Raw genomic sequence first — 26,802 nt, 5'->3', positions numbered from 1 at the left:
TGTAATTAATTTGAAAGAAATCTGTGATCGCTTTAATATGATCATTTTGCGAACAGAATCACACAAATTTAGCACACTTTTTAGCCACATCAAGTTTAGTTTCTAAAACATATAGCTCAAATAAGCCAAACCAAAATTCCAAAAAGAAATAAAGAAGAAATAAAGAAGAGATAAAGAAGAGATAAAGAAGAGATAAAGAAGAGATAAAGAAGAGATAAAAGCATGCGGCATCCAAGAGCGAGTGTCCAGTTAATTGCCTACTCTGTTACTGAACACTCAAAGCAACGCTATATCCCTCGAAACACTAGCCCGCCATTCGCTTTTCCAACATCCCTTGTTCGATAATAAAATCCATAATGGTCTGAAGACCATCTCCACGCATTAGATTGGTGAACACGAATGGCTTATCTCCTCGCATTTTCTTCGCATCTCGATCCATAACATCGAGTGAAGCATTAACCATTGGAGCCAAGTCTGTTTTGTTAATGATTAGCAGGTCCGACTTTGTAATGCCCGGTCCACCTTTTCGGGGAATCTTGTCCCCCGCGCAAACATCAATTACATAAAGCGTTAAATCGGAAAGTTCCGGACTGAACGTTGCACTGAGATTATCCCCGCCACTTTCTACAAGCACGAACTCCAATCCGGAATGCCGAGATTGCAATTCATCTATCGCGGCCAAATTCATTGAAGCATCTTCGCGAATAGCTGTGTGAGGACAACCTCCGGTCTCGACCCCCATGATGCGATCGGACGTTAACGCTTCATTACGCAACAAAAACTCGGCATCCTCTTTGGTATAGATATCATTCGTTACCACAGCCATGTTGTAATGCTCCCGCATTGCAAGGCACAATTGCTTAAGTAATGCAGTCTTACCGGACCCAACGGGACCACCGACACCTACACGTAAACACTGAGTTGTCATTTTAACTCCTGAATAATCTTGAATATTGTGTTTCATGCAATGCACTTGCAATGGCCAACCCGGGTAAACTCACACCAAGTTGATCATCTTCCAGCACTGCTGATCGCTCGATCGCGACCTCAATTTGTTTTTTCATGGACATCATGATTTTTTGTCCATCCGTTTGCCCCAGTGGAATCGTCTTACAAGCGACAGCAACCTGATTTTCCAGCCAACTCCAACAGAAGCCACTCAAGGCGGCTTCAATATCAATGTCCCAGTGCTGCACAGCAGAGCAAAACATCAGCGCATAGCTTGCGGGCTTAGGTAAACGATCCACGCCGGTAATTTCAAGAGACAATAGCAACCGGCGCAACGCCTCACCGACTTGCTGATCCTCAAATTGCAACTCATGACTTTCTCGGCAGGCGAACAGGAACTGATTCCAGTACTGAATGCTGCGTGAATCCTCCCCGGCCAATGCAAACACCATACGCCGCATAACCGGAAGCTCAAGATTGGACATACCCTGCGACAGAATACCGCTCAGCCAGTCCACCATAGTCGCTCTGTCTTTTACCCATCCCAGCTCAATGGCACTCTCCAGCCCTTGAGAATAAGCAAACCCACCGACAGGCAATGCTGGACTGGACAGGTGAAGTAAAGACAACAACTGCTGACAGTTACCCATGACTGTGCCCATGCTTGTGGGCATGACTTGAACCACTGTATGCGCCGGACTCCGGATTGAATGGCGCGACCTCAGACTCAATATCCAATCCCAGCAGACGCACCATGTCTTCAAGCACATGGTCAGACTTCATGCGCAACCAGAGCGCACCAATTTCCAGAGGAACATGACGGTTGCCAAGATGGTAACAACATCGAGAAAACGTAAACCAATCATTGGTGCGCACGATCACAACCTGTTCAGGCAAACTCTTAACCAGAACCAAACGCCCGCATTCGCTTTCCAGCACATCGCCATCCTGCAGAACCTTGCCTCGCTCCAGAAATAGCCCGACCTCCTCACCAGATTCCAACGCCGATTTCAATCGACCTTTTACCCGCTCATCATAACTCAGTGTTACCACACCATAGTATGGGGCATGGATATGCCCCTTGTTTTTAACTAACTTCAACATATAACCGGTTTTTCTCCTGATGCTTGACCATCAAAATTGAAATCGATACGGACTAAAACAAGAAGTACCGCTGCGCAAGTGGCAAGGATTTAGCAGGCTCACAGGTTAAGAGCTGCCCATCTGCCCTGACTTCATAAGTTTGCGGATCTACTTCGATTACCGGCATATAATGATTGTGGATCATCTGGTGCTTGGTCAGGGACCTAACCCCCTTGCAGGCTACCAACTCACGATCCAGACCAAGCTTTTCATTTAGACCTGAATCAAGGGCTGCCTGACTGGTAAAGCTGATACAGGTCTTTGCTGTTGCTTTGCCAAATGCGCCAAACATGTACCGGTAGTGCACAGGTTGTGGTGTCGGAATCGAGGCATTAGGGTCTCCCATCGGCGCTGCAGCAATAAACCCTCCTTTCAAAATCATGGCAGGTTTCACCCCAAAAAAAGCAGGCTTCCACAAAACCAGGTCGGCTAACTTGCCCGGTTCAATTGACCCGATGATATGCCCGACGCCATGGGTAAGCGCTGGATTAATCGTATATTTTGCAATATAACGTTTCACCCTGAAGTTATCAGCGCCGATATCCTCATCTTCCGGCAGCAAACCGCGCTGTACTTTCATTTTGTGTGCGGTTTGCCAAGTCCGGCAAATCACTTCACCAATTCGCCCCATAGCCTGGGAATCTGAAGCAATCATCGAGAATGCCCCCAGGTCATGAAGTATGTCTTCCGCGGCAATCGTTTCTTTGCGAATTCTGGAGTCAGCAAACGCCACATCTTCCGGAATATTGGGATCCAGATGGTGACAAACCATCAACATGTCTAAATGCTCATCTACCGTATTGACCGTATAAGGCCGCGTTGGATTGGTTGATGAAGGCAATACGTTGGCATGCCCAGCTGCCTTGATGATATCGGGCGCGTGGCCACCACCGGCACCTTCGGTATGGTACGTATGAATACAACGCCCTTTGAATGCGGCCAGCGTATCCTCCACAAAACCTGACTCATTCAGTGTGTCGGTATGGATGGCAATCTGTACGTCGTACTGATCCGCAACAGTCAAACAGTTATCGATAGATGCGGGTGTCGTTCCCCAATCTTCGTGTAGCTTCAAACCACACGCTCCGGCCTCCAGCTGTTCAGCCAGAGCTTCGGGTAAACTCGCATTACCTTTTCCCAGAAATCCAAAATTCATAGGTAAGCTGTCGGTCGCCTGGAACATCTTCCCGATATTCCAAGGGCCTGGCGTGCAGGTTGTCGCATTGGTGCCAGTAGCAGGGCCCGTACCACCACCCAACATAGTGGTAATACCGGACATTAACGCTTCTTCGATTTGCTGCGGACAAATAAAGTGGATATGTGCGTCAATTGCCCCAGCGGTCAAGATCTGTCCCTCACCGGCAATGATTTCCGTACCCGGGCCGATAATAATATCAACACCTTCTTGGGTGTCTGGGTTACCCGCCTTACCGATTGCGGCTATTTTTCCTTCTTTAACCCCGACATCTGCTTTAACGATACCCCAGTGATCAACAATCAGCGCATTTGTAATCACCAGATCCATTACCTCGGCACTGGGTAACTGGCTCTGCCCCATACCGTCACGAATTACTTTACCGCCACCAAATTTGACCTCGTCTCCATAAACGGTAAAGTCTTTCTCAACCTGGATCCAAAGCTCGGTATCCCCCAACCGGACTCTATCTCCCGTTGTTGGGCCGAACATATCGGCGTACGCCTGTCGTGTAATCTTTGCCACTGCAATTCCCCCTCTGCCCGGGATTCGTTCTACCGCGGAACTGACCCGTATTTTGCTTGTTGACCGTATTCCAGACTGATCCTCTCAACTAGAGGTCGCCCATAACCTCACCGCGAAATCCGTAGACCCGGCGCTGACCTGCCAGACTCACCAACTCAACGGTGCGCGTTTGCCCTGGCTCGAAGCGGACTGCAGTACCCGCAGCAATATTGAGGCGGTAACCTCGGGTAATCGCGCGATCAAACTGCAATGCCGGATTCGTTTCATAGAAATGGTAATGAGAGCCGACCTGTACAGGCCGATCTCCGGTATTGGCCACCTCAACACTGACCGTTGTACGACCTGCATTGAGTTCAATATCACCTTCAGCAATCTGATATTCGCCAGGTATCATATGGGCGCTCCTGTGAATGTTTAACTTATTGGATCGGGTCGTGGACAGTAACCAGTTTGGTACCATCCGGGAAGGTCGCTTCAACCTGCACTTCGTGAATCATTTCCGGAATACCTTCCATAACATCATCCCGAGTTAAAATGGTTCTGCCGAGACTCATCAATTCCGCAACCGTGCGACCTTCGCGAGCACCCTCCATAATTTCCGCCGTAATTAACGCAATGGATTCAGGGTAATTCAATTTGATGCCTTTTGCTTTACGCCGCTCCGCAAGCAATGCAGCAGTAAAGATCAACAGTTTATCTTTTTCTCTTGGAGATAATTCCATGGATGACCTCGATTAATATGCTTTTAAAATTATTGCCCGGACAATGTCGAGACCGGCTCATATAGTCCGCTTAGGTATTCCAAATGCGCGGCCCCAGCGCAGAACGGCCAAATAATACAGGCCGCGTCATCACCCAGATTTGACGAAAAATTTGCTGGGCCTCTTCTGTTTTCGGACCAATGTACCGCGCAATCAACAAACCACTTTTAAACGTGAATGCAACCCGCCCACCCGAGGGCAGTGCTTGATTATCGGGACAGAAGGCCGCCCGGAGTTCTGTGATCAGCGCATCGGGAGCTTGCGCAAATCCCGAGGCCAGTAATGTCCCCATTACAGGCTGACGACCCAAGCCCCAATGGGCATTGAGCATAGCAGCATCTGCTTTCGTTTGCCGACCGTCCACAGCGAACCGGTCAATAAGTAACGGTATTCCGTCCCGGGATACCGTAAGTATTTGCTGTAGGGAACCCGATTGAAAAGGTAACTGGCTCGCAGGTCGCCCTAAACACACCAGATCCCACCCCAAGAAACGGGCAGCCCCGGACAATTCGATTTCCGTTTTCAATATACCGTTGGCACCATCGAATACGATGTTTTCCTGAGGTAGCCATTCCAGATCACCCGCAACCGCCAGGCGGTTAATTTGCGTCTGTGGCAGCAGATCGCTGTCAGCCCGATACACTTTACCCGCGGAAGGGGTCGTAATCAGTGCTTGTGTTCCCTGTGGACTATCAACCAGGACTTGCAATGTGTCGCCACTTACCAGACCACCAGGGGGGTGTAAAAGATAAAGGTGGCAGAGTTCGCCCTCAGGGTAGAAGGGGCGCTGCACACGTACCGGCCCGACAAATCGCATCGTTTTCAGGATAGTTTTCGTTTCGCGGCGCTCAAACCCTAATTCGAGTGTAGCCTGCCAGTTTCGATCAGCCCCATAGCCCTGGCTTGATTGCTCACCCTCGGGGCTCTTGGTTTCACAAGCTGCAACGCTGTGCAATGCGTTTTTCCTTATTTGTAGAGAGTAGATGAGCTTTCCGAAAGCATTCGTTCGGAATGACTCGAAAACAGATGCACTCCAGTTGTCGAGCCATTGGTGCTCTAAACTGGAGTATGGATGAGACTAACGTAACCTGTTATTTTTAAACCGTCAAATAGGTTTTAATCAGATTTTCATTCAGGTTTTCAATTTCGTCCTGAGCAACAACACGACCACGATCCATGATGCAAAATCGATCACCAACTCTGCGCGCAAACGGCAGCTTTTGCTCCACCAGCAGAACAGTTAAACCCATTTCCTGGTTGAGCTTCCGGATGACATCCCCGATTTCCTGAACGACGTTCGGCTGAATACCTTCCGTCGGCTCGTCCAGAATCAACAGTTTGGGATCGATAACCAGTGCCCTGCCAATGGCTAATTGCTGCTGTTGGCCACCGGATAAATCCCCGCCGCGCCGCCCCAGCATCTCTTTCAATACCGGGAACAACTCGTAAATAAACCCGGGAATCTGTTTCGCTTTATCCTTTCGAACCGGCAAGCCGATTCGCAAGTTTTCTTCAACCGTCAACATCGGAAAAATTTGTCGCCCTTGAGGTACATAGCCAATACCTTGTGGGGCACGCTGTTCTGCTGACAATTTGACCAAGTCAGTACCATTAAAGTTTATGACTCCAGACTTCAGGGGCAAGAGCCCCATCACACAGTTGAGCAAAGTGGTCTTACCGACTCCATTCCGCCCCATAATGACGGAGCACTTGCCTTCTGGAAACTCGACATCAAGATCCCACAGAGTATGACTCTCGCCGTAATATTGATTCAAACCCGTTACCGCTAGCATGCCACCCCCGCTATTCACCTAAATAAACTTCTTTGACTTTTGCATCATTCTGGATCTGATCCATTGTTCCTTCCATCAATACGCTGCCTTGGTGCAATACCGTAACAGTGCGGGCAATAGAACGGACAAAATCCATATCATGCTCAACAACGACTACAGAGTGCCGTCCTGCGAGGGAGTTCAAAAGCTCGGCTGTACGATCCATTTCCTGATGGGTCATACCGGCAACCGGTTCGTCCACGAGCAGCAGTTTCGGGTTTTGCATCAACAGCATGCCGATTTCCAACCATTGCTTTTGTCCATGAGACAACGATCCCGCACGCTCATAGCGACAATCCTGCAAGCCGATAAGGGTCATCACCTCATCGATTCGATCTTTTTGTTCGCCTGATAACCCAGCAAATAACAAAGACAGTACTTGCTTGTCACCGGCCATGGCCAGCTCCAGATTATCGAACACCGTATGCTCTTCAAACACGGTTGGTTTCTGGAATTTTCGACCGATCCCGGCTTCCGCAATCTGGGGCTCAGACATATTCAACAAATTCAAACGCTGCCCAAACCACGCAGAGCCCTTGTCCGGTGTGGTTTTCCCGGTGATGATATCCATCATGGTGGTTTTACCGGCACCATTCGGCCCGATGATGCAACGCAGCTCACCCTCTTTAATATACAAATTCAGGTCGTTGATCGCTTTGAAACCATCAAAGCTGACACTAATATCTTCGAGATACAGGATGTAGCCTTTACTGACATCCAGCTGGGCACTTGCCTGGGGCATCATGAAATCAAAGACTTTGTCACGATGGCGCAAGTCTTCCAGAACGCTTCCAAATGACATGATCTATGCCCCCTTCTTCTTGAACAAACCGACAATACCCTGGGGCAACAGCAACGTCACGATGACGAAAAGTCCACCCAGTGCAAATAGCCACACATCAGGCAGTACCGCGGTAAACCAGGATTTCGCATAGTTTACGGAAAGTGCACCAACAACGGCCCCATAGAGCGTTGCCCGACCACCCACCGCGACCCAGACCACCACTTCGATCGAGTTCAAGGGTGAAAACTCGCCCGGATTGATGATACCCACCTGGGGAACATAAAGTGCGCCCGCAATTCCTGCTAATGCGGCAGAAAACGTGAACACCCATAACTTAACGTTTTCCACTCGGTAACCCATAAAGCGAGCCCGACTTTCCGCATCACGCACAGCGATCGTCACACGCCCTAATTTCGAGGTAACAATGTAACGACAGGCAAGATAGCCCAGCGCGAGGGCCAAAGCTGACAGTAAAAATAATGCGATGCGTGTTCCGTCACTCTGCAGGCTGAAGCCGAGTATATCCTTGAAATCTGTCAGACCGTTATTCCCGCCAAAACCCATTTCATTACGGAAAAAAGCCAGCATCAGGGCATAAGTGAGAGCCTGGGTAATAATCGAAAGATACACCCCAGTGACCCGGGAGCGAAATGCCAGCCAGCCGAAGACAAATGCCAATATACCTGGCACCAGAATAACCATGATCATGGCGAACCAGAACATATCGAAGCCTTGCCAGAACCAGGGTAGTTCCTGCCAGTTCAGAAACACCATAAAATCTGGAAGGTCAGGATTACCGTATACACCACGGTCGCCAATCTGACGCATTAAATACATACCCATGGCGTACCCACCCAGTGCAAAAAAGGCGGCATGCCCCAAACTCAGAACCCCCATGTATCCCCAGATTAAATCTACAGATACCGCAAGCAATGCCAGGGTGAGGTATTTACCCAATACCGTGACCGAATAGGTCGACATGTGCAAAGCACTGCCTTCCGGGATGATCATATTGGCAACAAAGACCACTGCACTGACAACCAGCAGCACGCTCAGGAACAACTTGCTTTTACCATCCAACACCCGGTTGTCCGGCTTTTGCATTATCAATTCTTTGTTTACAGTTACACTATTCATAAATGGTTCTCACCCCTCTGCAGCCCGGCCTTTTTGAGGGAATAGTCCCCTTGGTTTTTTCTGGATAAATAGAATGATGAATATCAATACCAGAATTTTCGCCAACACGGCGCCAGAAAAAGGCTCAAGGAACTTATTGGCAACACCAAGCGAGAGCCCGGCAACCATCGTACCCCATAGATTACCCACGCCACCAAATACCACGACCATAAACGAGTCGATAATATAGGCCTGGCCCAGATTCGGCCCAACGTTGGATATTTGACTAAGTGCAACACCAGCCACACCAGCAATTCCGGAACCCAAACCAAAGGTCATGGCATCAACCCACTCAGAGCGTACCCCCATGGATCTCGCCATCGCCCGATTTTGGGATACAGCCCGAACCTGGAGGCCCAGATTGGTTTTCCGGAGAATAACAAACAGAACGGCAAACACCATGAAGCAGAAAAGAATGATGTATAAACGATTTAACGTCAGAGAAAAGACTGGATTGATTTCCAGCAGACCGCTCATCCAGGAAGGCGTCTCAACACTCTGATTAAGAGGGCCAAACAGTGAACGCACGGCTTGTTGTAGTACCAGGCTCACACCAAATGTCGCCAACAACGTTTCCAGTGGGCGACCATATAAAAATTTGATAACGCCACGCTCGATAGCGATCCCAACCACCCCTGAAACCAGGAACGCCGCAGGAACGGCGATTAACAACGAATATTCCACGCTCCCCGGGAACAATGCTTGAACTCCCCAGGTGGTGTAAGCACCGATCATAATCAGCTCACCATGGGCCATATTGATAACCCCCATGACGCCAAAGGTGATGGCCAAACCAATCGCAGCCAAAACTAAAATCGAGCCAAGACTTAAACCAAAGAATACAGTTTTAACTTTCTCGTAAAAATCGATCTGCCCTTCTATGTGGGCAATTGCTTTTTCAATTTCTTTACGCAGTTTTACATCAGTTACCTGATCCACTTTTTGCTTCAGCGCGATCCGGACATCCGGCTCAAGGCTATCATATAATAGATGAACTGCTGCGAGCTGCTTCTCAGCGTCATTACTATCCAGATCAGCCAGCGCGAGCGCGGTTGCAATCAGAGTACTGACATACTCATCCGTTTCGACCGTTTCCCGTTTCTTCAAAATTGCTAACGTATCCTCATCCAGATCGCCCAACAATTCCCGGATCGCTGCAGCTCGCTTTTCTGCCTCTGGATGCTTGAGATTAATCCCTGCCAACGTTGTCCGGATCATGCTGCGCAGGCGATTATTTACGCCAACACGCTTCACCCGTCGGTCTTTGGCCGATTGAGGTTCGGCATCATCCTGAGCAACCGGGACAACCCAAACCAAATCTTCACCTTCTTTGGTGATGTATACAACCTGATCGGTATCGCGATTACGATACAACTGACCTTCGAGCAAGTGCTTGAGCACTTTGGGCACCCGCTCATCTTCACTATCTGACAGCAGCGTTACACCCTGCTGTACATTTTTAATCTTGCCTTTCGCAAATTGTTCCAACGCCTGATCAAAAGCTTCATCAGCCTGGGTTAACGCAGCCAACAACATCAGGGGTACTACTAACAGTACGCTGCAAAGCAGCCCGGACAGAGTTAATCGTGTCCTCATGATATTCTTTCCTATAAATGATTCTTGAGAAATCCCGCCAATTCTCCGAATCCAGACACCAAGACAAAACTGGCAGATCTCTCTCCTCGGGCTTGGTCAGTTCGAGTCAAAAGATCTGCCAGAAAACTTGATGCAGGAACAACCTGGAGCACCTGATTGAGTGCACCCAGGTTGCCTAGGTCAACTTAGAAGTTTTGACCAGAGCACTTGCCAGTTTTGACGTTGTAGTTACCGCACGATAGCGGGGTACGCCAATCGGAGATAATATCTTTAGAGCCCGGCAAGAAGTCAGACCATGCATCACCCGCAACCGTACCAGAGGTTTGCCATACAACCTGGAATTGGCCATCGTCCTGAATTTCACCGATCAACACTGGCTTGGTGATGTGATGGTTTGGCATCATAGCGGAGTAACCGCCGGTGAGGTTCGGAACTGTCACACCGATCAATGCATCCTGCACGGCTTCAGGATCAGTCGTTCCCGCTTTCTCAACCGCCTTCACCCACATATTGAAGCCAATGTAATGGGCCTCCATCGGATCGTTGGTTACGCGCTTGTCGTTTTTGATGTAGGTCTTCCAGCTTTCGATGAAGTCTTCGTTCACATCAGCTTCTACGCTTTGGAAATAGTTCCAGGCCGCCAGGTGACCAACCAGTGGTTTGGTATCGATACCGGAGAGCTCTTCTTCACCAACGGAGAACGCCACTACTGGAATATCTTCCGCAGACAGCCCCTGATTACCCAGTTCTTTATAGAATGGAACGTTTGCATCACCGTTAATGGTGGAAACTACCGCAGTTTTCTTCCCGGTAGATCCAAACTTCTTGATATCAGAAACAATGCTCTGCCAATCAGAATGACCAAATGGCGTGTAGTTGATCATGATATCGGAATCTTTAACCCCTTTCGCTTTTAGGTAAGCTTCCAGTATTTTGTTAGTCGTACGTGGATAAACGTAATCGGTTCCCGCCAGAACCCAGCGCTCAACACCAATCTCGTTCATCAGGTAATCTACCGCTGGAACAGCCTGCTGGTTAGGTGCCGCCCCTGTATAGAATACGTTTTTCGAAGACTCTTCACCTTCGTATTGCACAGGGTAGAATAGAATGCTGTTCAGCTCTTCGAAGACAGGCAGTACCGACTTACGGGATACAGACGTCCAGCACCCAAAGACCGCAGAAACTTTTTCTTTCTCGACCAGTTCACGCGCTTTCTCAGCAAACAACGGCCAATTTGAGGCAGGATCAACCACCACGGGTTCCAACTTTTTACCTAACAAACCGCCTTTTTTGTTTTGCTCCTCAATCAGCATCAACATTGTATCTTTCAATGTTGTTTCACTGATTGCCATGGTACCGGAGAGCGAGTGAAGAACCCCTACTTTGATGGTGTCAGCGGCCAGCGCCTGAACCGACAAAGTCATGGAAATTGCAGCGGCCAAACCGGAAAGCGCCAACTTCGTTTTTTTCATCGTTATTTGCTCCTGTCTTCCTACCCTTCTGTGGGGCTATGAGAATTCGTCAAATGCTATTATGGTTTTAAATAAATAGAACGTGCTGACTAAAACTTGAGACAGCGATCAGCTGAGTGACGCAAAGAGCACCGCGATTACATCAACGAAAACCCTGATCCGGTCTCTTGGCGAAATCAGTTTTGTCCTTCGTGACTTATAGCAGCAACCATACCAAAATGAACATGTTGTTGTTTTTTATAAAATTATTGAAACAAAAACGACTAACACTCAAGCTAACGGGGAGAATCGCAAGGAATAAGTGCACCAACAAATACCACAAACAAAATGAGCGCACCATAACAACACACAATTTCCCTAAGTGGCACAGTGCACGGAAAAATGGCACCAATACTTTCTAATCACGCACCATTTAAGCTCAATTTAAATTTACGACAAATCGAAAAATGAAGGCTTTCTTAAAAATATCGAAGGGTTTAATACACATATGACAAAAAATATTAAAACCCCCTTATCACCTGATTTTAAAGGAAAAAGAACCACAAAAATAATAATAAGGTCACTGCATATATTAACCATAGCGGGTACAGCCGGTGGAATTTTCTTCGGTTTGCCTTTTGATAACTGGGCTTGGTTTTGGTATGCGGCGATTACAACGGGAAGCGCACTTTTTTTGCTCGACGCCCTTTCAAATCTCATTTGGTTTGTGCAAATTAGGGGCATAATCATTATGTTAAAAATAGGACTGCTCCTTCTCGTAGGCATTGCACCTAATTGGGACACGTTGATTATGGTGGTGGCAATCATCGCCTCGGGAATCATATCCCACGCACCGAGTAACTGGCGTTACTACTCGATCTGGCACCGACGGATCATTAGAAGCAGCAAAGACAGTAAAGGCTGAGGAATGACTCAGCCTGATGGCACAAACGCCGAACCAGAGTTTATTCAGGGTTCGGCTTTATGCTGATTGATTCAGTTGCTCAAGATGAAACTGGAAATGGCTCCCGATAAATGAAGCAATAAAGAAATAACTGTGATCGTAACCCGGGTATAAATGGTATTCGAGCGGATAGCGTTTATTCTGACACAGTTGCACTAAACGCTCCGGGTGAAGCTGGGCTTCGAGAAATGAATCAGCCCCCCCCTGATCGATTTTAATCATGCACTGGGGCTGATGTTCTTCCAGAAGCGCCAGTGCATCATAATCATTCCAGGCACGTCCGGCTTCCCCCAGATAATATCCCAGAGCTTTTTGCCCCCACGGGCAGTTGGCAGGATTTACGATCGGAGCAAAAGCCGATATCGAGCGAAAGCAATCCGGATTGCGCAGACCAATAACCAGCGCACCGTGCCCGCCCATTGAATGTCCGAAGATCCCTTGCCGAGCTGTATCAACCGGGAAATGCTCCGCAATTATTTCAGGCAACTCGGCACTGACGTAATCATACATATGATAGTGAGTACGCCAGGGTTCCTGAGTCGCATTCACGTAAAAGCCGGCACCGAGGCCTATGTCCCAGCTACCGTCCGGATCATCGGGCACCCCTTCTCCTCGGGGACTGGTATCAGGCGCAACCACAATAACACCGTGTTGTGCTGCGTAGCGCTGAAACCCGGATTTTTGCACAAAATTTTCATCGGTGCAGGTCAATCCCGATAACCAGTAAAGCACGGGTAATCGGGCCCCCGACTCTTCCGCCTGGGGCGGTAGGTAGATCGAAAACGTCATATCACACTGACAGCATGACGATGCATGCTGAAAACGTAATTGACGACCAGCAAAGCTCAAACTTTCAGAAATCTGTTGCAATGGACTTTGGGTTGTAGTGTTCATCGATGGTAGACCAATCTCCGGGATCGTAACGATTACTGATTTGTGCCGACTTAATAAATAATAACCGAACGAATACTTTTCCCTTCGTGCATCAGGTCGAAAGCGTCATTTATCTTGTCCAGCCCCATGGTATGCGTCACCATTTCATCAACTTTGATGTCACCACGCATATACTGCTCAACGTAGTCAGGTAATTGTGTGCGGCCCTTCACACCACCGAATGCCGTGCCGCGCCATACCCGGCCGGTAACCAATTGGAACGGTCGAGTACTGATTTCCTGCCCGGAGCCTGCAACGCCGATGATAACGGATTCCCCCCAGCCCTTGTGGCAGCATTCCAATGCAGAGCGCATCAAGTTGGTGTTGCCGACACACTCGAAAGAATAATCTACACCGCCATCTGTCAAGTCAACGATCACATTTTGAATGGGGTCGCTGTATTCCGAGGGGTTAACAAAGTCAGTGGCCCCGAGCAACTTGGCCATTTCGAATTTTTCGGTGTTAATATCAACGGCAATAATCCGTGATGCCTTGGCGAGAACCGCGCCCTGAATTACGCTCAGGCCAATCCCTCCCAAACCAAATACCGCAACGGTCGCACCGGGCTCCACTTTGGCGGTATTCAAAACCGCGCCGATTCCGGTGGTAATACCACAGCCCAGCAAACACACTTTATCTAACGGTGCTGCTTTATTGATCTTAGCAACCGCTATCTCCGGCAGGACGGTATATTCTGCAAAAGTGGACGTGCCCATGTAGTGAAAAATGGGTTTACCATTTTTAGAGAAGCGACTGCTGCCATCGGGCATCAACCCCTGCCCCTGTGTCGCCCGAATTGCCTGACACAGATTGGTTTTACCAGAAAGACAGAACTTGCACTTGCCACATTCAGGCGTGTACAACGGTATCACATGATCACCAACCGCTACCGACGTAACACCGGGCCCCACAGCCTCTACCACGCCGCCGCCTTCATGCCCTAAAACCGATGGAAAAATACCCTCTGGGTCATCGCCGGAAAGCGTATACGCATCCGTATGACAGACTCCTGTTGCCACCATGCGCACCATAACCTCACCTGCCTTGGGTTCTGCAACGTCAATTTCTTCAATGGTCAGTGGCTTGCCTGCTTCCCAGGCAACAGCGGCTCTTGTTTTCATGAGTAGTCCTCGGTAGAAGTTGTACTGTCAAAAATACGATCGAAAAACATTAAAATCGATAGGAAATGCCTGCAGTATAGTTGGTTTTGTCACAAGAATGCGACATCCCGTTGTAGGCCAACAGAGACTCTCAGTGACGAAACAACTCGAGTTGAGCGCGGTCAGGTGATGGGCGGCGGCGTTTTTGCGCGACGCGGTCGGAGCCGAGCTGCCGGGTTTCGGGAAACAGTTTGAAGCCCATTTGTTTACGCCGTTTGAAAATATCACGGAGAATGCTGCGGGCATGGGGTAAGTCATGACAATGAATGATATGAGTCGTTCCGGACTTATCACGGAGACCGCCCTGACGGGTCATAATGCACAAGTCACCGAACAAATCACGCTGCAATGTCGCAGTAAAAAAACGTTCATTACTTTCCCAGTACAACACCAACCTCTACCTTTGTGTTCATCGGACTTTTTTGAAGGGGGCGCCACTGTAAGGAAAACGGGGGCAAATGTCGAATAGATTTTTTACCCAAAATCCCGAGCAAACGCAAAGCGCTCCCGATATTGTGAAGGGCTGATTCCGTATTGCTCGTTGAATTGCCGACGTAAGGTCTCCGTAGACTGAAATCCACATTGCGTGGCAATGATTTGAATGGAGAGGTTGCTTTCTTCAAGCAGTTCCCGACTCTTCTCCAGACGCAGAAATGCCAGCAACTTCATGGGACTGGAGCCAAACTCCTGCTGAAATTTACGGGCCAAATGCCGAGGACTGACACAGGCCTGCTCGGCCAGAGTGGCCACGGTCAAATCTCGATCCAGATTTTCAGCCATCCAGAACACGAGCGCTTCCAGATGGTTCGATGTCCGGCTTTGGAGCTCCAGCACACGGCTGAATTGCCGTTGCCCTCCCGGGCGCTGAAGATACAGTACCAGCGAGCGGGCAATGGTGATGGCCACAGCCCGGCCATAGTCTTGAGCCACCAGAGCCAGACACAAATCAATTCCAGTCGTCACCCCGGCGGACGTATAAACTTTACCATCACGGGTATAGATTGCATTTTCATTGACCCGTGTTTCTGGAAAGTTGGATTGCAACGTCTGGCAGGCGCTCCAGTGGGTTGTTGCCACTCGATTGGTCAGGAGCCCCGCTTGTGCAAGCAACAACGCTCCCGAACACACTGAGACAATCCGCTCAAAGCCCCCTTCTGCGCGTTGTAGCCATCGGATTAAAGCAGGGTTTTCCATTTGTGCCAGTGTTCCTTGTCCACCAGCAATCACTAGCGTATGGGTGTTTTGCCCAATATCCGCCAGCGCCCCCACCGGAACCAATTGTAGCCCGTTGCTGACACGGAAGGGTTCACCATCGGGGGAATACAGCCCGATGGTGTATCGATTGTAACGGCTTTCCGGTTCCACTTTACCTTGTTGATTTTGGCCCATTGCCACCCTGTTCGCTTGGGAAAATACTTCCATCGGACCGGTAATATCCAGCACCTGGGCATTCGCGAAGCCAATAACGGCAACTGATTTCGCGCTATTGCTCGGAATTGTCATGGCAAACGACCTTGCACAACCTTACTCAACCGCATCAAGCCCGATCATGCCCCGCGATAGCCTGCTTACGGGAGTCTGCTAGTTTGTTGGACAATATCATGTAGGCCTCCATTTTCTCCGGTGTTTTGTGCATGGTAAAAGGAGGCTGCGGATCATACTCAATGCCAAGTTGAATCAACTCCGCAGTTTCGCGGTCTACCAAGCGATCAATTAATGCCAGTGCCATATCAATCCCAGCCGAGACCCCGGCAGCCGTAACGACCTTACCATTCTCGGTGATTCGTTGGCCGCTGTATGCTAAACCCAATGCCTTCAGGCGCTCTTCTGCTGCCCAGTGACTGGCTACCGGACCGCTAGTGACGATACCATGGGCCGCGAGAATCAATGCCCCCGTGCAAACCGAAGCCGTCACTGTGGTTTGTGCATGCTGCCGTTGTAACCAGGCCTTCACTCGCTCATTTCCCATCATGGCCACCACACCACGGGCAGGCCCACCGGGCACCAGAACTACATCCGCCAATGGCGCGTCTTCCAGTATTTGGTCGACCATCAAGCCAAGCGATCCGGTATCCGTCCGAACCGACCCCGTGTCCAACCCGACCATAGTTAATTGAACACCAGGGATACGGCTCAAACACTCATAGGGGCCAATGGCATCCAGCGCAGTCATATTTTCATAAAGCAGAATTTGAATGTGCATCAATTATGTCCTTCTGTGTTGGGAAACATAGCTGTATATTCGCATCGCAGCAAAGATGGCACAATGACAACCACCCCACAAAAAAGGACACATATCCAACAAGACAAAGAGGCGCCTCAGGGGCTGGTAAACTCAATATCAAATACGGTCCAACCTATTTCATCATCCGCGATACTGAGGCTGTAATCGATAGAAAAGTCTACGGGAAAACCGGTATTTTCATCAAACTCGATACTATAATAACGCGCCTCCCCAACCACAGCAGCCTCCGCAATGGTCAGCATATTCTCCAGCGTAATCGCATCCGCAACACCAAATTCACCATAGGGTTCCCCGGTATCCGTATCTTCAATAGCCACGACGGTACCATTTTCAACATGGACGGTGATATTGCCACTTACCGTGCAGAAACAATACAATGCAAGAGTCGCAATATAGTTATCCCGATTAGGCAGACTTCGCCAAAGCTCAAAGTTTTTCAAATACATTTCCGTGACGTCTGGATCAAGTGGCAAGAACCTTCTATTCTCGGTGAGCGCTAAATTTACCCGGGAGCAGGCGGCCTCCAAGTCATTATCATAGAAATTCAACAACAGTGGCACTTCAGACCATACTTCCAGTTCACTTGGAGAACGATAATCGGGCGGCCCTTGCCGAACGACTTGAAACACCAACGCCGTAACGCCATCGATGTAATCCAGATCACGACCCGTCGCGCCCCGAAGTACAGCAAGAGCCATTTCCGCATAGGTCACCTGACCGGAGTCCAACTGATTCTGCCAAAACGCAAAACCAGCATCATCCGGAGCTCGATTGAAGAGCCATTGATATAACTGCTCCACCAGCTCTGCGTCGTCCAAATCACCAAATCGATCCGAAAATTCTTTCGATTCGCCAAATATCGTACTTATGGCAGAGAAATCATTACCATTGTTTTCCAGTTCCATTTTCCAAAACTCATAACCACCGGCATCAGGAACACGCCCGTAATACGCCAAGTAAGCTTGAATAACACCTGCTGTCGAGTTATCAAGATCAGCGATATTACATTCCGCTCGCACAGTGTTTGTATATGTGAGCAAAAAACCAAACAAACATACAGGAATCGTGACCAAGGCCCGATTTTTGATTATTTTGACAATTCTGCGAATCATAGCAGCATCCTTGTATTAAAAATTAACGATGGAATTACAAGCCATCGCCCGCAATTTATCGTCCAAATTCGTCAAAACTACATGTATATACAACCATTAAAACGTAAAATGAATGACAAACGTTATACTGAGCACTAGCGCACATGCTAGCGCTTCCCTAAGGTACGCCTCGTTTTACGGAGTGACAATAATACAAAAGCAGTACATCAGTATTGCCTTAGCCAGCCATTAAAAAATTTACCGCGAACTAATGCGCTTACGTCAAAAAACTATACACCCTGAAACTGAGACCATAATCAGAATGAAGCAAAAATATCCAAAGTATAGGATTTCATTCAGGCAATAGTATGCAATACTGATTTAGATAAAATCAGGAGACGAGGGATTGGATTATGCGTTCAGGAAAGGGAGTACAGTACTACAAAAAATCACTTCTGGTGGCAAGTCTCTGCCTCGGATTGGGCGCCTGCGGTACGCTGCGCACGAGTCTGCACACCGATCAGGAAATAAAACGGAACCTACACAGCGCGGAGACCTACTGCGAAACAATCCCGCGGGTTTACTCTGGATTTACCTACAGCCTTTGCCATTTGCACGCCCGACCACAATCTACCACCTCTGGTGAGCTCGCGATTTACTATGGCGTAGAACTCGCCGCCTCTGCCGCGTTAGACACGGTACTTTTGCCCTATACGATTCAACAGCAGCACAAACAAGGCAGCATTCCTATTCACTAGCATGCGATGCTGAGCATCAAACCGCAAGCTACTCTGAAAAATCATGGCCAGCGGACTACACTGGCCACCTTGCATTAAAATTGATATTCCATTAATTCTACGGGGGCACCATTCATCTCGATAAATGCAACCCGCAAGCCTTCACTAGGTGAATTGGGTTGAATTTCATAATCGCACCCCTTAAAAGGCCTCATGAGGACCAAAAACTTCGTAATGGATTCGGTGTTCTTCAACGCCGAAGTTTAGTAGCTGTGTTTTAATAAACTGCATGAATGCCACAGGCCCACAGAGATAAAAATCCCCATGTGCAATGGGTAATTGTGCCACCGCCGCAAGATCCATCAATCCCCGCAGCGTACCAGTCTCTTCCGATTCGGTGTTTCGATACCAAGTATGGGCATAAAAAGTTAAACACTCCTGTAATACCGCAACCCGGTTGCGAAATGAATGCTGAGACGCGTGTTCACAGGCATGTAGATAGTGCACTGGATGCGAGTACTGCACTGAGGCCAGGTGTTCAAGTATCGCTTGCATTGGCGTGATGCCAACACCCGCAGAAATCAACACCACCGGCGCTTCGCGGTCCACAAAATAAAAGTCACCGGCCGGTGCAAATAACTCCACTGAATCACCGACCTTTAAAATATCGTGCAGATAGTGTGACACCACTCCCGGAAAATCGTGCCCTTCCCGTTTTACCGATATTTGGTAGGATTTCCCATTACATCGGCCGGAAATCGAGTATTGCCGAATCGCTTTAAATTCGTGTTGCAGTGGTTGAACTCGAATACCCAGATACTGGCCCGGTTTGAAGTCAAGCACAGATCCACCATCCTCGGGTTCAAACACAAAAGATGTTACCAAATCTGACTCCGCGCGTTTTTCAATCAAATGAAATGCACGGGGACCTTCCCACCCACCGACAGCATTTGCTCTTTCATGATAAAGTCCGCCTTCCCGGTCAATAAACACGCCTGCCAATTGCCTGTACGCAGCCGTCCAGGCTGATTCCACCTCTTCGGTAAACGCCGGCCCCGCCAATTCCCGCAGGGTTTCAATTAAGTGGTGGCCGACAATATCGTACTGCTGAGGACGAATGTCGAAGGACGTGTGCTTCTGAGCAATGCGCTCCACTGCGGACTTCAGCCGTGGAAGGTCATCAATAAACCGGGCGTAAGCGGCCAAAGCATTGAACAATGCAACCGATTGACGCCCGGATCGCTGGTTACTCATATTGAATACGTTCATTAATTCAGGGTTGTGTTTGAACATTCGTTGATAAAAGTGCGTTGTGAGCTGATCACTGGCGTCTTCCAGAAGAGGAATGGTAGCTTTGACAACGGATATCTGTGAATTGGATAGCATAAATTCTCCCAGCTAGGATGATTGGCTGATTTACGTATTGAGTTCTCTCGAAATGAAATACATTTATCGACAGCATGAAGATCACAGTGCTAAAGCACGACTTGGCTCCGACCTCGATGACCAACCAGATTCAGGACATAACCCACCTTCAGCAACCCGGCGAAAATGACAACACCCAGATGGCCGGCGATTTGAGCCTTCATGGAAAACAGGTCCGGTATGACATAACTCACCAACATGGACACAATAATCATGACGAAACTGACCAACATGATTTGATGAGATCGACGCACGACTAAATCATGAAATTCAAGTGGCTCAATGGTGTGTGTTGTGGTTGTCATGGCAGGTTTACCCCTATCTGTTTAATGTCTTGATTCGATACTCAGCTGTGTCACTAAACATGCTTAGCCAGGTTTATGCCAATCCAGTAAATTCATTATTATCAATAATATACAAAATATTCACAGGATATATAGGTCATATCGACACACAGCAAACCAGTGTCATTTTGACTTGACTGTACCACTTTAACTACAATCTCTATTTAAATTACGGATTCCAGCACACTCAGAGCAATGACAAAGATGATCACTCCCAGGGTTCATATATCGACCAGCACGCTACTGGATCTTGCCATTGATATGGCCACCAGTGTTACGGCTGAGGATCGCTTCGAACGTTTATTGAATACAGTCCGGGGCATTATTCAATGTGATGCAGTCGTCATGCTGCAAAGGCAGGGTGAACGCTTAAAGCCACTGGCTCAGAAAGGACTGGTGCGAGATGTGCTAGGTCGGCGCTTTGATATTCAGTCCCACCCCCGATTCACACAAATCCTGAATTCAACCGGCCCCGTTCGATTTGCCAGTGACTGTGACCTCCCTGATCCGTACGACGGTATGGTCCATGCGTACGAGGGTAATCTACCGGTACATGCCTGTATGGGCTTACCGCTGCGATCCAACAACGAAGTAATTGGCTTATTGACATTGGATAGCCTGACCCCTGGCTGCTTCGATTCTATCCCGGAGCGGACACTGGAAATCATTGCAGCGATGGCCGCCGCTTGCCTGAATACCGCGATGTTGCTGGAAAAGCTGGAAGCCCACACCCAGCATGTGCAGCGCGTCGTGTGCGAGTTGACCGAAGAGGCACTCACCAAGGATGGCGGAGAAATCATCGGACACAGCCAGGTGATGAATCGACTGCGTGAGGAAATCAGCGTTGTCGCCCCTTCTGATTTTACCGTGCTCATCGAAGGGGAAACCGGAGTGGGAAAAGAACTCGTGGCCAGAACCCTGCACCAGCAATCAAACCGGTCAAACGGCCCTCTGGTTTATGTTAATTGTGCAGCCTTACCTGAAAATCTGGTAGAAAGTGAACTTTTCGGACACGTGAAAGGCGCGTTTACCGGGGCGGAACGCAACCGGGCAGGAAAATTCAGCCTCGCAAACGGCGGTACCCTGTTTCTTGATGAAGTTGGCGAGTTACCGATGGCAACCCAGAGTAAATTGCTACGTGCGCTACAAAGCCAGGAAATACAACCGGTAGGTCAAGACGAGCCGGAGTATGTAGATGTGCGGGTACTGGCCGCGACCAATCGTCAACTCAAACACGAAATTGAACGGGGCCAATTCCGCGAAGACCTTTTTCATCGCTTGAGCATGTATCCGCTACAGGTACCCGCCCTGAGGGAGCGAACAGGCGATATTACCCTGCTCGCAGGCTATTTCGCAGAACAGACCCGGCGCAAACTGGGGCTACAACAACTTCTGATTGACAACGGTGTTGTGGCACGCCTGGAGGCCTACGACTGGCCCGGAAATGTTCGAGAACTGGAGCATATTATTGGTCGCGCCGCTTTACGGGCGAATGCCTCCCGCCCCCATGCCCTGACGACAATAAAGATAGAACACCTCGAACATCTTGCGCCTTTAGGAAAATCGTCATCAAGCCGCACGCCATCAGAAGCCATAAAAGAACCGGACTTTTCACCCACAGTCCCGATCTCCCTGAAAACGGCAACAGAGCAATTCCAGAGAAACCTGATTTTGAAACAGCTTCAAGATCACCAGGGAAATTGGTCAGCCACGGCTCGCGCTCTGGAGATGGACCGGGCCAATCTCAGCAGACTGGCAAAGCGCCTGGGAATTGCAGTAAAGAAGATCGTGCATCAACCCAGTTCAAATGTTGTGACACCAAAAACACGCTCATGAGTAATATCCGGGAATCCGCCGAGGTACATTCACGGGCAGCCCAGCTGACCAGCTCGTCCACTTCAGGTCGAGTCATATTGCGAATATCGAGAGCAGTATTCATCAGCTTTTCAGTCTCCTGACGGGAGGGATTATCGGAATATAACCAGGTAAAGGCGACAATAATCAAGAGTGATAAAAATCAAGCCATCACAACATAGATCCCATAGAGTCCTATGCCGAGCCAGGTCACGGCCAACAAGCTCCAAGGAAGCCATGAAGCATTTTGGCTAACCTGAACAGGCTGAGCCACAGGTTCGCCTGTTTCACGAGTCCGGGCCTCTTTTTTCCGCTGCCTGTCCTGCTCGCGGGCTTTGAACTTTTGCTGCTTTTTGTATTGATCAATCCCCTTCTGGATACCTTGGGCGATCAGTTTGGTTTGTTCTTTCGTTTGTCCCGGACGCTGGGTAGCTTTTGCTACCGCAAGCGCTTCTTCCTGGGTTTCAGGGGAAATAGCCTGTTTTCGTTTATACTTTGCCATGGGACTCCTGATTTAATAATTCAGCGCTCGCCCGGCAGTCCCTGAGCCCACGAAATCTTCACTTTCCGGCTCACCGCAATTCCGGGCATGACGGCGTACACTGCTGATCAGGTTTCGTGCTTTTGTCACATTCAAGCCTTCTTCACGTAAGTAACTGGAATAGCCTCTTTCACGATAGGTCAGGTATTTATCCAGATTTTCAATATCCACACCCGAAGCATTTTCATGGATGTAGTCCAGTACACACCGACAGTATGATTCGCTTTCATTTCGTCGACAGGCTTTGAGAAAACCGGGATCAAACTGCGCATAAATAAGCCTGCTCCAGCGCTCGTTAACGTCATTCCATTCCCCGTCACCGCTTTCCTCAGGCTCGGCCACTTTATCTTCGGATAATAAAGCATCCACCTGGCTGGCAAACTTACCCAATATTTTCAGGTCTTTAGCCAGCGTTCTGTAATCAATCAGATCTCTGCTGGGCATACCACCAAAATCAGAGATGACAGGATTTCCCGGATAACTAATGGATATGGAACCGTTACGCTTTGCCAGCACAAAGTCCATTAACTTGCGTTTACCGTGCTTCTCAATCAGCTGTTCAATCGTGGTCACGGACTTGGCGTAACTCGGCTCTACATTGAAACAAACGACCAGAATAATCAGAAAAAAGAGGGGCACAAAAAGGAGACGTATGATCATATAACACGCTCAAAAGCTAAATGAGTGAAACGGCAGTCTATCCTTGACAAAGTGCAATATGATGACGAGATATCGACTGACTTACCTGCATTAATTATAGATAGAATTGGTAAATATCAAAACCATCTGTTAATGCGAAAAGGCAGAATTCAATTCAAACGGGGGCCGCAAATTGAGACAAAGCCCCCATTATCAATTTATCAAATCCGAGTTCAGACCACACCCGCGACGTCCAGGGCCACGCCCTGACTCCGAAGCTGGGCATCTTCTCTGGAACGTTGGTCGATTTGAGCAAATGCTTTGGGTAAAAGCCGTCGAGCCAATCGATTCACTGGCTTTTCCAGCCAATCGGGTAAGTTCATGCCTAATGGATTGGTTTCAGCGATCTCCGGGTCTGAAATCACACGTGTACCCATAATATAATCAAACCAGGGCCGGGTAACGCACCAATTGGCATCCTGACTTGCATTCATATGATGATCGTAGTGCCAGGGAATTCGGGTACGGGCATAATCCGGATCAAGATGGCACTTTTTATGAACGCTCCAGTAGCGCCACATGCCATACCAAGTGCCCAAGGTGAAAAACGGGGCAACCGGTGCGACGACCGCAGTTGCTGCACACAATCCTATGAGTCCGACCTTTTCATTAAACATTTCCTGATCTTTCCACATGGAATTGTTGTAGCCTTCATCGTGAAAATCATTCTGCCGGGCGCGTTTATGGTGTCGAATATGGGTAAAGAACGGACTGCTTCGGTGTTTCGATGGGTATTCGTGTAACCAGACTTTGTGTGCATACCACTCGACTGCGTTTGCCGCCAAGACCCCAACAGGAAAACCAATCATCCTCAAATCCTCTCATGTGTTAATTCAAGCGAAATTGTAAAGATTGATTGACAAATATTTTTGACCTCAGCGCTATGGTACTTGATGACGCTTCGGTCAAGACTTTGACAAAGCCTGCTTGCGTATCCGGTAATCGGTGGGCCGCTCCCCGGTCCAGCGCTTGAACGCCCTGGCAAAAGCCGAGGGCTCTGAAAAACCAGTCAAATACACGATTTGATCAAGACTATGAGTTGTTCTGGATAGCAGTCGCCTGGCGAGACGCTCTCGATAACGGGCCAGGACCTGATTGAAATTCGTTCCCACTGCAGCCAGCTCGGCACGCAGGGTTCTGGGGTTTCGATTCAAGCGTTGGGCGACAATGGACAATGACACTTCCCCACTTTTCAGCAAGTCATTCAATTCGGACTCAATTTGATTAATAATGCTAACCCGCCCTATGGCAACAGCATTCTGGGCCGCGAGCGCTTCAACCTGAACAAAAAGCTGTGAGTTCGCTGAGCGAGAGGGGCGCTTCAGCAGGGCTGCATCGAACAGAATAGCGCCCTGAGAGGCCCCCATACTGACTGGCGCGCCCAAGATGGACAGATACTCGCTTGCGTCAGCGCCAATCGGATATTCAAGCCTGATTTCAGCCGGTTGGAAATCATCATCTGTCACGAACCGCAAAAAGTTTACGATAGAGGGCAGAAAACACTCGAGGTAATGCCGCACAGGGTGGGAAAACCCGGAAAGAATTGCGGCACCCTCTTCAATGTGCAAATTCAGATTCAATGTGTTGGTAAATAAAACACCATAGCGTATTACCGCTCTCAGACCCTCCTCAAACGTTGCGCTGCTGAGAAAAAGATACTCAAAAATATGACCACGAAACACCGGTAGATAACGGCCCACATGCAGTCCGATGTCGGAGTCCCCGGTGATATCTTCTGCGGCGTGCCAAAACCGCGCCTGGGTTGAATTATCTCGACGAACAAGCGGATCAGGTGGCTCATCCGGTAAATTGACACTGGCAAATATCGCGGCACGATCCATCCCCATCTGCCCCAGGGCGTGGTAAACATAATTCAAGAAAAGTCCGGCCTCATGTGTGTTCTCATTCATTCGTGATGCTCTATCCATGACTTGTTTTTTGAATTCATACTGTGTTCGGATCACTTTCTGCTATGTTTCCTAAACTAAATTATCACAATACGGACAGAGTAAAACGATGAAACTAGAATCAATCGCCTTGCACCATGGCTACGAGTCGGAAGCAACCACAAAAGCGGCAGCCGTTCCCATCTATCAAACGACATCTTATACATTCGATGATACGCAACATGGTGCAGATCTCTTCGACCTGAAAGTACCTGGAAACATTTATACACGAATCACGAATCCCACCACAGCAGTACTCGAACAACGTTTGGCGGCAATGGAAGGCGGTGTCGGTGCACTGGGTGTCGCTTCAGGTATGGCCGCGATCACCTACGCAATCCAGTGCTTGTGCGAAGTCAATTCAAATATTGTGAGCACCAGTCAGCTGTATGGTGGCACGTATAACCTCTTCGCCCATACATTCCCTCGGCAGGGTATTGAAGTCCGAATGGTATCCCATGATGACTACGACGGGTTTGAAAACGCCATAGACGAAAACACCAAAGCAGTATTTTGTGAATCGATTGGCAATCCTGCAGGAAATATTGTCGACCTTCAAAAACTCGCAGAGATTGCCCACAAACATGGTGTTCCATTGATTGTAGACAACACAGTCGCCACACCGTTTTTATGCCGCCCCTTTGAACTGGGCGCCGATATAGTGGTTCACTCACTGACCAAATACACTGGCGGACACGGCACATCCATTGGCGGCGTTATCATTGACAGCGGCAAATTTGACTGGACCGCCGATAAGAAACGGTTTGCAGTTTTGAATGAGCCTGACCCGTCCTACCATGGGGTCGTCTACACTGAAGCATTAGGTGAAGCCGCGTTTATCGGCCGCTGTCGGGTTGTACCTCTACGCAACACCGGGGCCGCCCTTTCGCCCATGAATGCGTTCCAGATTCTACAGGGATTGGAAACCCTGGGATTACGGATGGAGCGCCATTGCCAGAATGCAGAGGCCCTGGCAGATTACCTGAAGGCGCACCCGAAAATTGAGTGGGTCAACTATGCAGCCATGCCGGAAAGCCCCTATTTTGAAACGTGCCAAAAAATCACTCAGGGCAAGGCCTCTGGCATTTTGAGTTTCGGGATTACCGGCGGCCGCGAATCCGGCGCCAAGTTCATTGATGCGCTGCAAATGATTCTGCGCCTGGTAAACATTGGTGATGCCAAATCACTGGCCTGCCACCCCGCTTCAACCACCCACAGACAGCTGAATGCTGAGGAACTTGCAAAAGCCGGTGTCAGCGAAGACTTGGTGCGCATATCAGTGGGCATTGAAAATATCGCGGATATCATTGCCGATGTGGCCCAGGCATTGGAAACTGTTTAACCTTAGCGTTATCCTCTGAAATACCCCGAAGGCATCTATGCATGCCTTCGGATCAGCAATTGCCTTTCGGTCAGACCTGCAATACCATCTCGTGACAAACGGAATCATGC

General features: G+C 48.9%; 28 protein-coding genes. 4 read left to right on the top strand and 24 right to left on the bottom strand.

The features are described 5' to 3' along the window. Positions 1 to 304: 304 nt before the first annotated feature. The 12 genes from ureG to urtA form a co-directional block, all read right to left on the bottom strand. Positions 305 to 928: an urease accessory protein UreG gene (gene ureG, locus OLMES_RS03190; protein WP_087459925.1), complete on the bottom strand. Its 624-nt coding sequence runs from the start codon at positions 926 to 928 to the stop codon at positions 305 to 307. A 1-nt stretch (position 929) separates the two neighbouring features. Further along, positions 930 to 1,622 (bottom strand): urease accessory protein UreF, encoded by a 693-nt coding sequence (locus tag OLMES_RS03185; protein ID WP_232465253.1) that lies wholly within the window; start codon positions 1,620 to 1,622, stop codon positions 930 to 932. Continuing rightward, complete coding sequence (ureE, locus tag OLMES_RS03180) at positions 1,591 to 2,052, bottom strand: urease accessory protein UreE (protein ID WP_087459923.1); 462 nt, start codon at positions 2,050 to 2,052, stop codon at positions 1,591 to 1,593. The genes OLMES_RS03185 and ureE overlap by 32 nt, the downstream gene beginning before the upstream one ends. Positions 2,053 to 2,104: 52 nt before the next feature. Then, entirely contained in the window at positions 2,105 to 3,811 is a 1,707-nt protein-coding gene (gene ureC / locus OLMES_RS03175) for an urease subunit alpha (protein ID WP_087459922.1), read from the bottom strand. A gap of 88 nt (positions 3,812 to 3,899) precedes the next feature. After that, positions 3,900 to 4,205 (bottom strand): urease subunit beta, encoded by a 306-nt coding sequence (locus OLMES_RS03170; protein ID WP_087459921.1) that lies wholly within the window; start codon positions 4,203 to 4,205, stop codon positions 3,900 to 3,902. Positions 4,206 to 4,230: 25 nt separating this feature from the next. After that, positions 4,231 to 4,533, bottom strand: a complete 303-nt coding sequence (ureA, locus tag OLMES_RS03165; protein ID WP_087459920.1) for an urease subunit gamma — start codon at positions 4,531 to 4,533, stop codon at positions 4,231 to 4,233. A gap of 70 nt (positions 4,534 to 4,603) precedes the next feature. Next, positions 4,604 to 5,527, bottom strand: coding sequence for an urease accessory protein UreD (locus OLMES_RS03160; protein ID WP_087459919.1), 924 nt, complete (start codon positions 5,525 to 5,527; stop codon positions 4,604 to 4,606). Positions 5,528 to 5,669: 142 nt separating this feature from the next. After that, positions 5,670 to 6,365 carry an urea ABC transporter ATP-binding subunit UrtE gene (gene urtE / locus OLMES_RS03155; protein WP_087464311.1) on the bottom strand — a complete coding sequence of 232 codons (696 nt, stop codon included), beginning with the start codon at positions 6,363 to 6,365 and terminating at the stop codon, positions 5,670 to 5,672. Between the two features lie 10 nt (positions 6,366 to 6,375). Beyond that, entirely contained in the window at positions 6,376 to 7,206 is an 831-nt protein-coding gene (urtD, locus tag OLMES_RS03150; protein WP_087459918.1) for an urea ABC transporter ATP-binding protein UrtD, read from the bottom strand. Between the two features lie 3 nt (positions 7,207 to 7,209). Further along, the gene (urtC, locus tag OLMES_RS03145) at positions 7,210 to 8,292 is read right to left on the bottom strand and encodes an urea ABC transporter permease subunit UrtC (RefSeq protein WP_087464310.1); all 1,083 of its coding nucleotides are present in this window, start codon (positions 8,290 to 8,292) and stop codon (positions 7,210 to 7,212) included. A 42-nt stretch (positions 8,293 to 8,334) separates the two neighbouring features. Continuing rightward, entirely contained in the window at positions 8,335 to 9,960 is a 1,626-nt protein-coding gene (urtB, locus tag OLMES_RS03140; protein WP_087459917.1) for an urea ABC transporter permease subunit UrtB, read from the bottom strand. Positions 9,961 to 10,145: 185 nt separating this feature from the next. Further along, positions 10,146 to 11,384 carry an urea ABC transporter substrate-binding protein gene (urtA, locus tag OLMES_RS03135; RefSeq protein ID WP_232465395.1) on the bottom strand — a complete coding sequence of 413 codons (1,239 nt, stop codon included), beginning with the start codon at positions 11,382 to 11,384 and terminating at the stop codon, positions 10,146 to 10,148. Positions 11,385 to 11,919: 535 nt separating this feature from the next. Here urtA and OLMES_RS03130 point away from each other — a divergent pair. Further along, positions 11,920 to 12,336: a hypothetical protein gene (locus OLMES_RS03130; protein WP_087459915.1), complete on the top strand. Its 417-nt coding sequence runs from the start codon at positions 11,920 to 11,922 to the stop codon at positions 12,334 to 12,336. Positions 12,337 to 12,393: 57 nt separating this feature from the next. Here OLMES_RS03130 and fghA read toward each other — a convergent pair whose 3' ends face one another. The 6 genes from fghA to OLMES_RS03100 form a co-directional block, all read right to left on the bottom strand. Next, on the bottom strand, positions 12,394 to 13,269 hold the full coding sequence (fghA, locus tag OLMES_RS03125; RefSeq protein WP_087459914.1) for an S-formylglutathione hydrolase: 876 nt from the start codon (positions 13,267 to 13,269) through the stop codon (positions 12,394 to 12,396). Positions 13,270 to 13,319: 50 nt separating this feature from the next. Continuing rightward, a complete protein-coding gene (locus tag OLMES_RS03120; RefSeq protein ID WP_087459913.1) occupies positions 13,320 to 14,429 on the bottom strand; it encodes an S-(hydroxymethyl)glutathione dehydrogenase/class III alcohol dehydrogenase in 1,110 nt (369 codons plus the stop codon). 130 nt (positions 14,430 to 14,559) lie between these two features. Continuing rightward, positions 14,560 to 14,859, bottom strand: coding sequence for a hypothetical protein (locus OLMES_RS03115; protein WP_087459912.1), 300 nt, complete (start codon positions 14,857 to 14,859; stop codon positions 14,560 to 14,562). Between the two features lie 83 nt (positions 14,860 to 14,942). Further along, complete coding sequence (locus OLMES_RS03110) at positions 14,943 to 15,971, bottom strand: GlxA family transcriptional regulator (RefSeq protein WP_087459911.1); 1,029 nt, start codon at positions 15,969 to 15,971, stop codon at positions 14,943 to 14,945. 34 nt (positions 15,972 to 16,005) lie between these two features. Next, complete coding sequence (locus tag OLMES_RS03105) at positions 16,006 to 16,671, bottom strand: DJ-1/PfpI family protein (RefSeq protein ID WP_087459910.1); 666 nt, start codon at positions 16,669 to 16,671, stop codon at positions 16,006 to 16,008. Positions 16,672 to 16,787: 116 nt separating this feature from the next. Then, positions 16,788 to 17,825: a DUF6174 domain-containing protein gene (locus OLMES_RS03100; RefSeq protein WP_087459909.1), complete on the bottom strand. Its 1,038-nt coding sequence runs from the start codon at positions 17,823 to 17,825 to the stop codon at positions 16,788 to 16,790. Between the two features lie 392 nt (positions 17,826 to 18,217). On the opposite strand from OLMES_RS03100, the gene OLMES_RS03095 reads away from it, so the two are divergent. After that, positions 18,218 to 18,562: a YceK/YidQ family lipoprotein gene (locus tag OLMES_RS03095; protein ID WP_087459908.1), complete on the top strand. Its 345-nt coding sequence runs from the start codon at positions 18,218 to 18,220 to the stop codon at positions 18,560 to 18,562. A 180-nt stretch (positions 18,563 to 18,742) separates the two neighbouring features. On the opposite strand, the gene hmpA is transcribed toward OLMES_RS03095, so the two are convergent. Beyond that, positions 18,743 to 19,927 carry an NO-inducible flavohemoprotein gene (gene hmpA, locus OLMES_RS03090; RefSeq protein WP_087459907.1) on the bottom strand — a complete coding sequence of 395 codons (1,185 nt, stop codon included), beginning with the start codon at positions 19,925 to 19,927 and terminating at the stop codon, positions 18,743 to 18,745. Between the two features lie 89 nt (positions 19,928 to 20,016). Next, positions 20,017 to 20,271: a hypothetical protein gene (locus tag OLMES_RS03085; RefSeq protein WP_087459906.1), complete on the bottom strand. Its 255-nt coding sequence runs from the start codon at positions 20,269 to 20,271 to the stop codon at positions 20,017 to 20,019. A 243-nt stretch (positions 20,272 to 20,514) separates the two neighbouring features. On the opposite strand from OLMES_RS03085, the gene norR reads away from it, so the two are divergent. Then, a complete protein-coding gene (gene norR / locus OLMES_RS03080) occupies positions 20,515 to 22,146 on the top strand; it encodes a nitric oxide reductase transcriptional regulator NorR (protein ID WP_087459905.1) in 1,632 nt (543 codons plus the stop codon). A 181-nt stretch (positions 22,147 to 22,327) separates the two neighbouring features. On the opposite strand, the gene OLMES_RS03075 is transcribed toward norR, so the two are convergent. The 4 genes from OLMES_RS03075 to OLMES_RS03060 form a co-directional block, all read right to left on the bottom strand. Beyond that, positions 22,328 to 22,666 (bottom strand): DUF2956 domain-containing protein, encoded by a 339-nt coding sequence (locus OLMES_RS03075; protein WP_087459904.1) that lies wholly within the window; start codon positions 22,664 to 22,666, stop codon positions 22,328 to 22,330. A 12-nt stretch (positions 22,667 to 22,678) separates the two neighbouring features. Beyond that, entirely contained in the window at positions 22,679 to 23,365 is a 687-nt protein-coding gene (locus OLMES_RS03070; protein ID WP_087459903.1) for a hypothetical protein, read from the bottom strand. A 212-nt stretch (positions 23,366 to 23,577) separates the two neighbouring features. Beyond that, complete coding sequence (locus OLMES_RS03065; protein WP_087459902.1) at positions 23,578 to 24,213, bottom strand: sterol desaturase family protein; 636 nt, start codon at positions 24,211 to 24,213, stop codon at positions 23,578 to 23,580. Between the two features lie 96 nt (positions 24,214 to 24,309). Then, a complete protein-coding gene (locus tag OLMES_RS03060; protein WP_087464309.1) occupies positions 24,310 to 25,314 on the bottom strand; it encodes an AraC family transcriptional regulator in 1,005 nt (334 codons plus the stop codon). A gap of 106 nt (positions 25,315 to 25,420) precedes the next feature. On the opposite strand from OLMES_RS03060, the gene OLMES_RS03055 reads away from it, so the two are divergent. Next, positions 25,421 to 26,692: an O-acetylhomoserine aminocarboxypropyltransferase/cysteine synthase family protein gene (locus tag OLMES_RS03055; protein WP_087459901.1), complete on the top strand. Its 1,272-nt coding sequence runs from the start codon at positions 25,421 to 25,423 to the stop codon at positions 26,690 to 26,692. The last annotated feature ends 110 nt before the right edge of the window (positions 26,693 to 26,802 follow it).

This window comes from Oleiphilus messinensis, assembly GCF_002162375.1.
Taxonomy (GTDB): Bacteria; Pseudomonadota; Gammaproteobacteria; order Pseudomonadales; family Oleiphilaceae; genus Oleiphilus; species Oleiphilus messinensis.
The sequence above is the reverse complement of the archived record's forward strand: the minus strand, read 5'-3'. Positions and strand labels throughout refer to the sequence as shown.

What these genes read in the sequence shown, in the direction of transcription:
- OLMES_RS03095 (WP_087459908.1), top strand. Translation starts at nt 18,218, where the DNA reads ATGCGTTCAGGAAAGGGAGTACAGTACTACAAAAAATCACTTCTGGTG.
- urtB (WP_087459917.1), bottom strand. Translation starts at nt 9,960, where the DNA reads ATGAGGACACGATTAACTCTGTCCGGGCTGCTTTGCAGCGTACTGTTA.
- OLMES_RS03085 (WP_087459906.1), bottom strand. Translation starts at nt 20,271, where the DNA reads ATGACAACCACAACACACACCATTGAGCCACTTGAATTTCATGATTTA.
- urtC (WP_087464310.1), bottom strand. Translation starts at nt 8,292, where the DNA reads ATGCAAAAGCCGGACAACCGGGTGTTGGATGGTAAAAGCAAGTTGTTC.
- norR (WP_087459905.1), top strand. Translation starts at nt 20,515, where the DNA reads ATGATCACTCCCAGGGTTCATATATCGACCAGCACGCTACTGGATCTT.
- OLMES_RS03070 (WP_087459903.1), bottom strand. Translation starts at nt 23,365, where the DNA reads ATGATCATACGTCTCCTTTTTGTGCCCCTCTTTTTTCTGATTATTCTG.
- ureE (WP_087459923.1), bottom strand. Translation starts at nt 2,052, where the DNA reads ATGTTGAAGTTAGTTAAAAACAAGGGGCATATCCATGCCCCATACTAT.
- ureA (WP_087459920.1), bottom strand. Translation starts at nt 4,533, where the DNA reads ATGGAATTATCTCCAAGAGAAAAAGATAAACTGTTGATCTTTACTGCT.
- urtD (WP_087459918.1), bottom strand. Translation starts at nt 7,206, where the DNA reads ATGTCATTTGGAAGCGTTCTGGAAGACTTGCGCCATCGTGACAAAGTC.
- ureG (WP_087459925.1), bottom strand. Translation starts at nt 928, where the DNA reads ATGACAACTCAGTGTTTACGTGTAGGTGTCGGTGGTCCCGTTGGGTCC.
- OLMES_RS03065 (WP_087459902.1), bottom strand. Translation starts at nt 24,213, where the DNA reads ATGATTGGTTTTCCTGTTGGGGTCTTGGCGGCAAACGCAGTCGAGTGG.
- OLMES_RS03110 (WP_087459911.1), bottom strand. Translation starts at nt 15,971, where the DNA reads ATGACAATTCCGAGCAATAGCGCGAAATCAGTTGCCGTTATTGGCTTC.
- OLMES_RS03130 (WP_087459915.1), top strand. Translation starts at nt 11,920, where the DNA reads ATGACAAAAAATATTAAAACCCCCTTATCACCTGATTTTAAAGGAAAA.
- hmpA (WP_087459907.1), bottom strand. Translation starts at nt 19,927, where the DNA reads ATGCTATCCAATTCACAGATATCCGTTGTCAAAGCTACCATTCCTCTT.
- OLMES_RS03105 (WP_087459910.1), bottom strand. Translation starts at nt 16,671, where the DNA reads ATGCACATTCAAATTCTGCTTTATGAAAATATGACTGCGCTGGATGCC.
- fghA (WP_087459914.1), bottom strand. Translation starts at nt 13,269, where the DNA reads ATGAACACTACAACCCAAAGTCCATTGCAACAGATTTCTGAAAGTTTG.
- OLMES_RS03055 (WP_087459901.1), top strand. Translation starts at nt 25,421, where the DNA reads ATGAAACTAGAATCAATCGCCTTGCACCATGGCTACGAGTCGGAAGCA.
- OLMES_RS03185 (WP_232465253.1), bottom strand. Translation starts at nt 1,622, where the DNA reads ATGCCCACAAGCATGGGCACAGTCATGGGTAACTGTCAGCAGTTGTTG.
- OLMES_RS03170 (WP_087459921.1), bottom strand. Translation starts at nt 4,205, where the DNA reads ATGATACCTGGCGAATATCAGATTGCTGAAGGTGATATTGAACTCAAT.
- OLMES_RS03100 (WP_087459909.1), bottom strand. Translation starts at nt 17,825, where the DNA reads ATGATTCGCAGAATTGTCAAAATAATCAAAAATCGGGCCTTGGTCACG.
- urtA (WP_232465395.1), bottom strand. Translation starts at nt 11,384, where the DNA reads ATGACTTTGTCGGTTCAGGCGCTGGCCGCTGACACCATCAAAGTAGGG.
- OLMES_RS03060 (WP_087464309.1), bottom strand. Translation starts at nt 25,314, where the DNA reads ATGAATGAGAACACACATGAGGCCGGACTTTTCTTGAATTATGTTTAC.
- urtE (WP_087464311.1), bottom strand. Translation starts at nt 6,365, where the DNA reads ATGCTAGCGGTAACGGGTTTGAATCAATATTACGGCGAGAGTCATACT.
- OLMES_RS03120 (WP_087459913.1), bottom strand. Translation starts at nt 14,429, where the DNA reads ATGAAAACAAGAGCCGCTGTTGCCTGGGAAGCAGGCAAGCCACTGACC.
- OLMES_RS03075 (WP_087459904.1), bottom strand. Translation starts at nt 22,666, where the DNA reads ATGGCAAAGTATAAACGAAAACAGGCTATTTCCCCTGAAACCCAGGAA.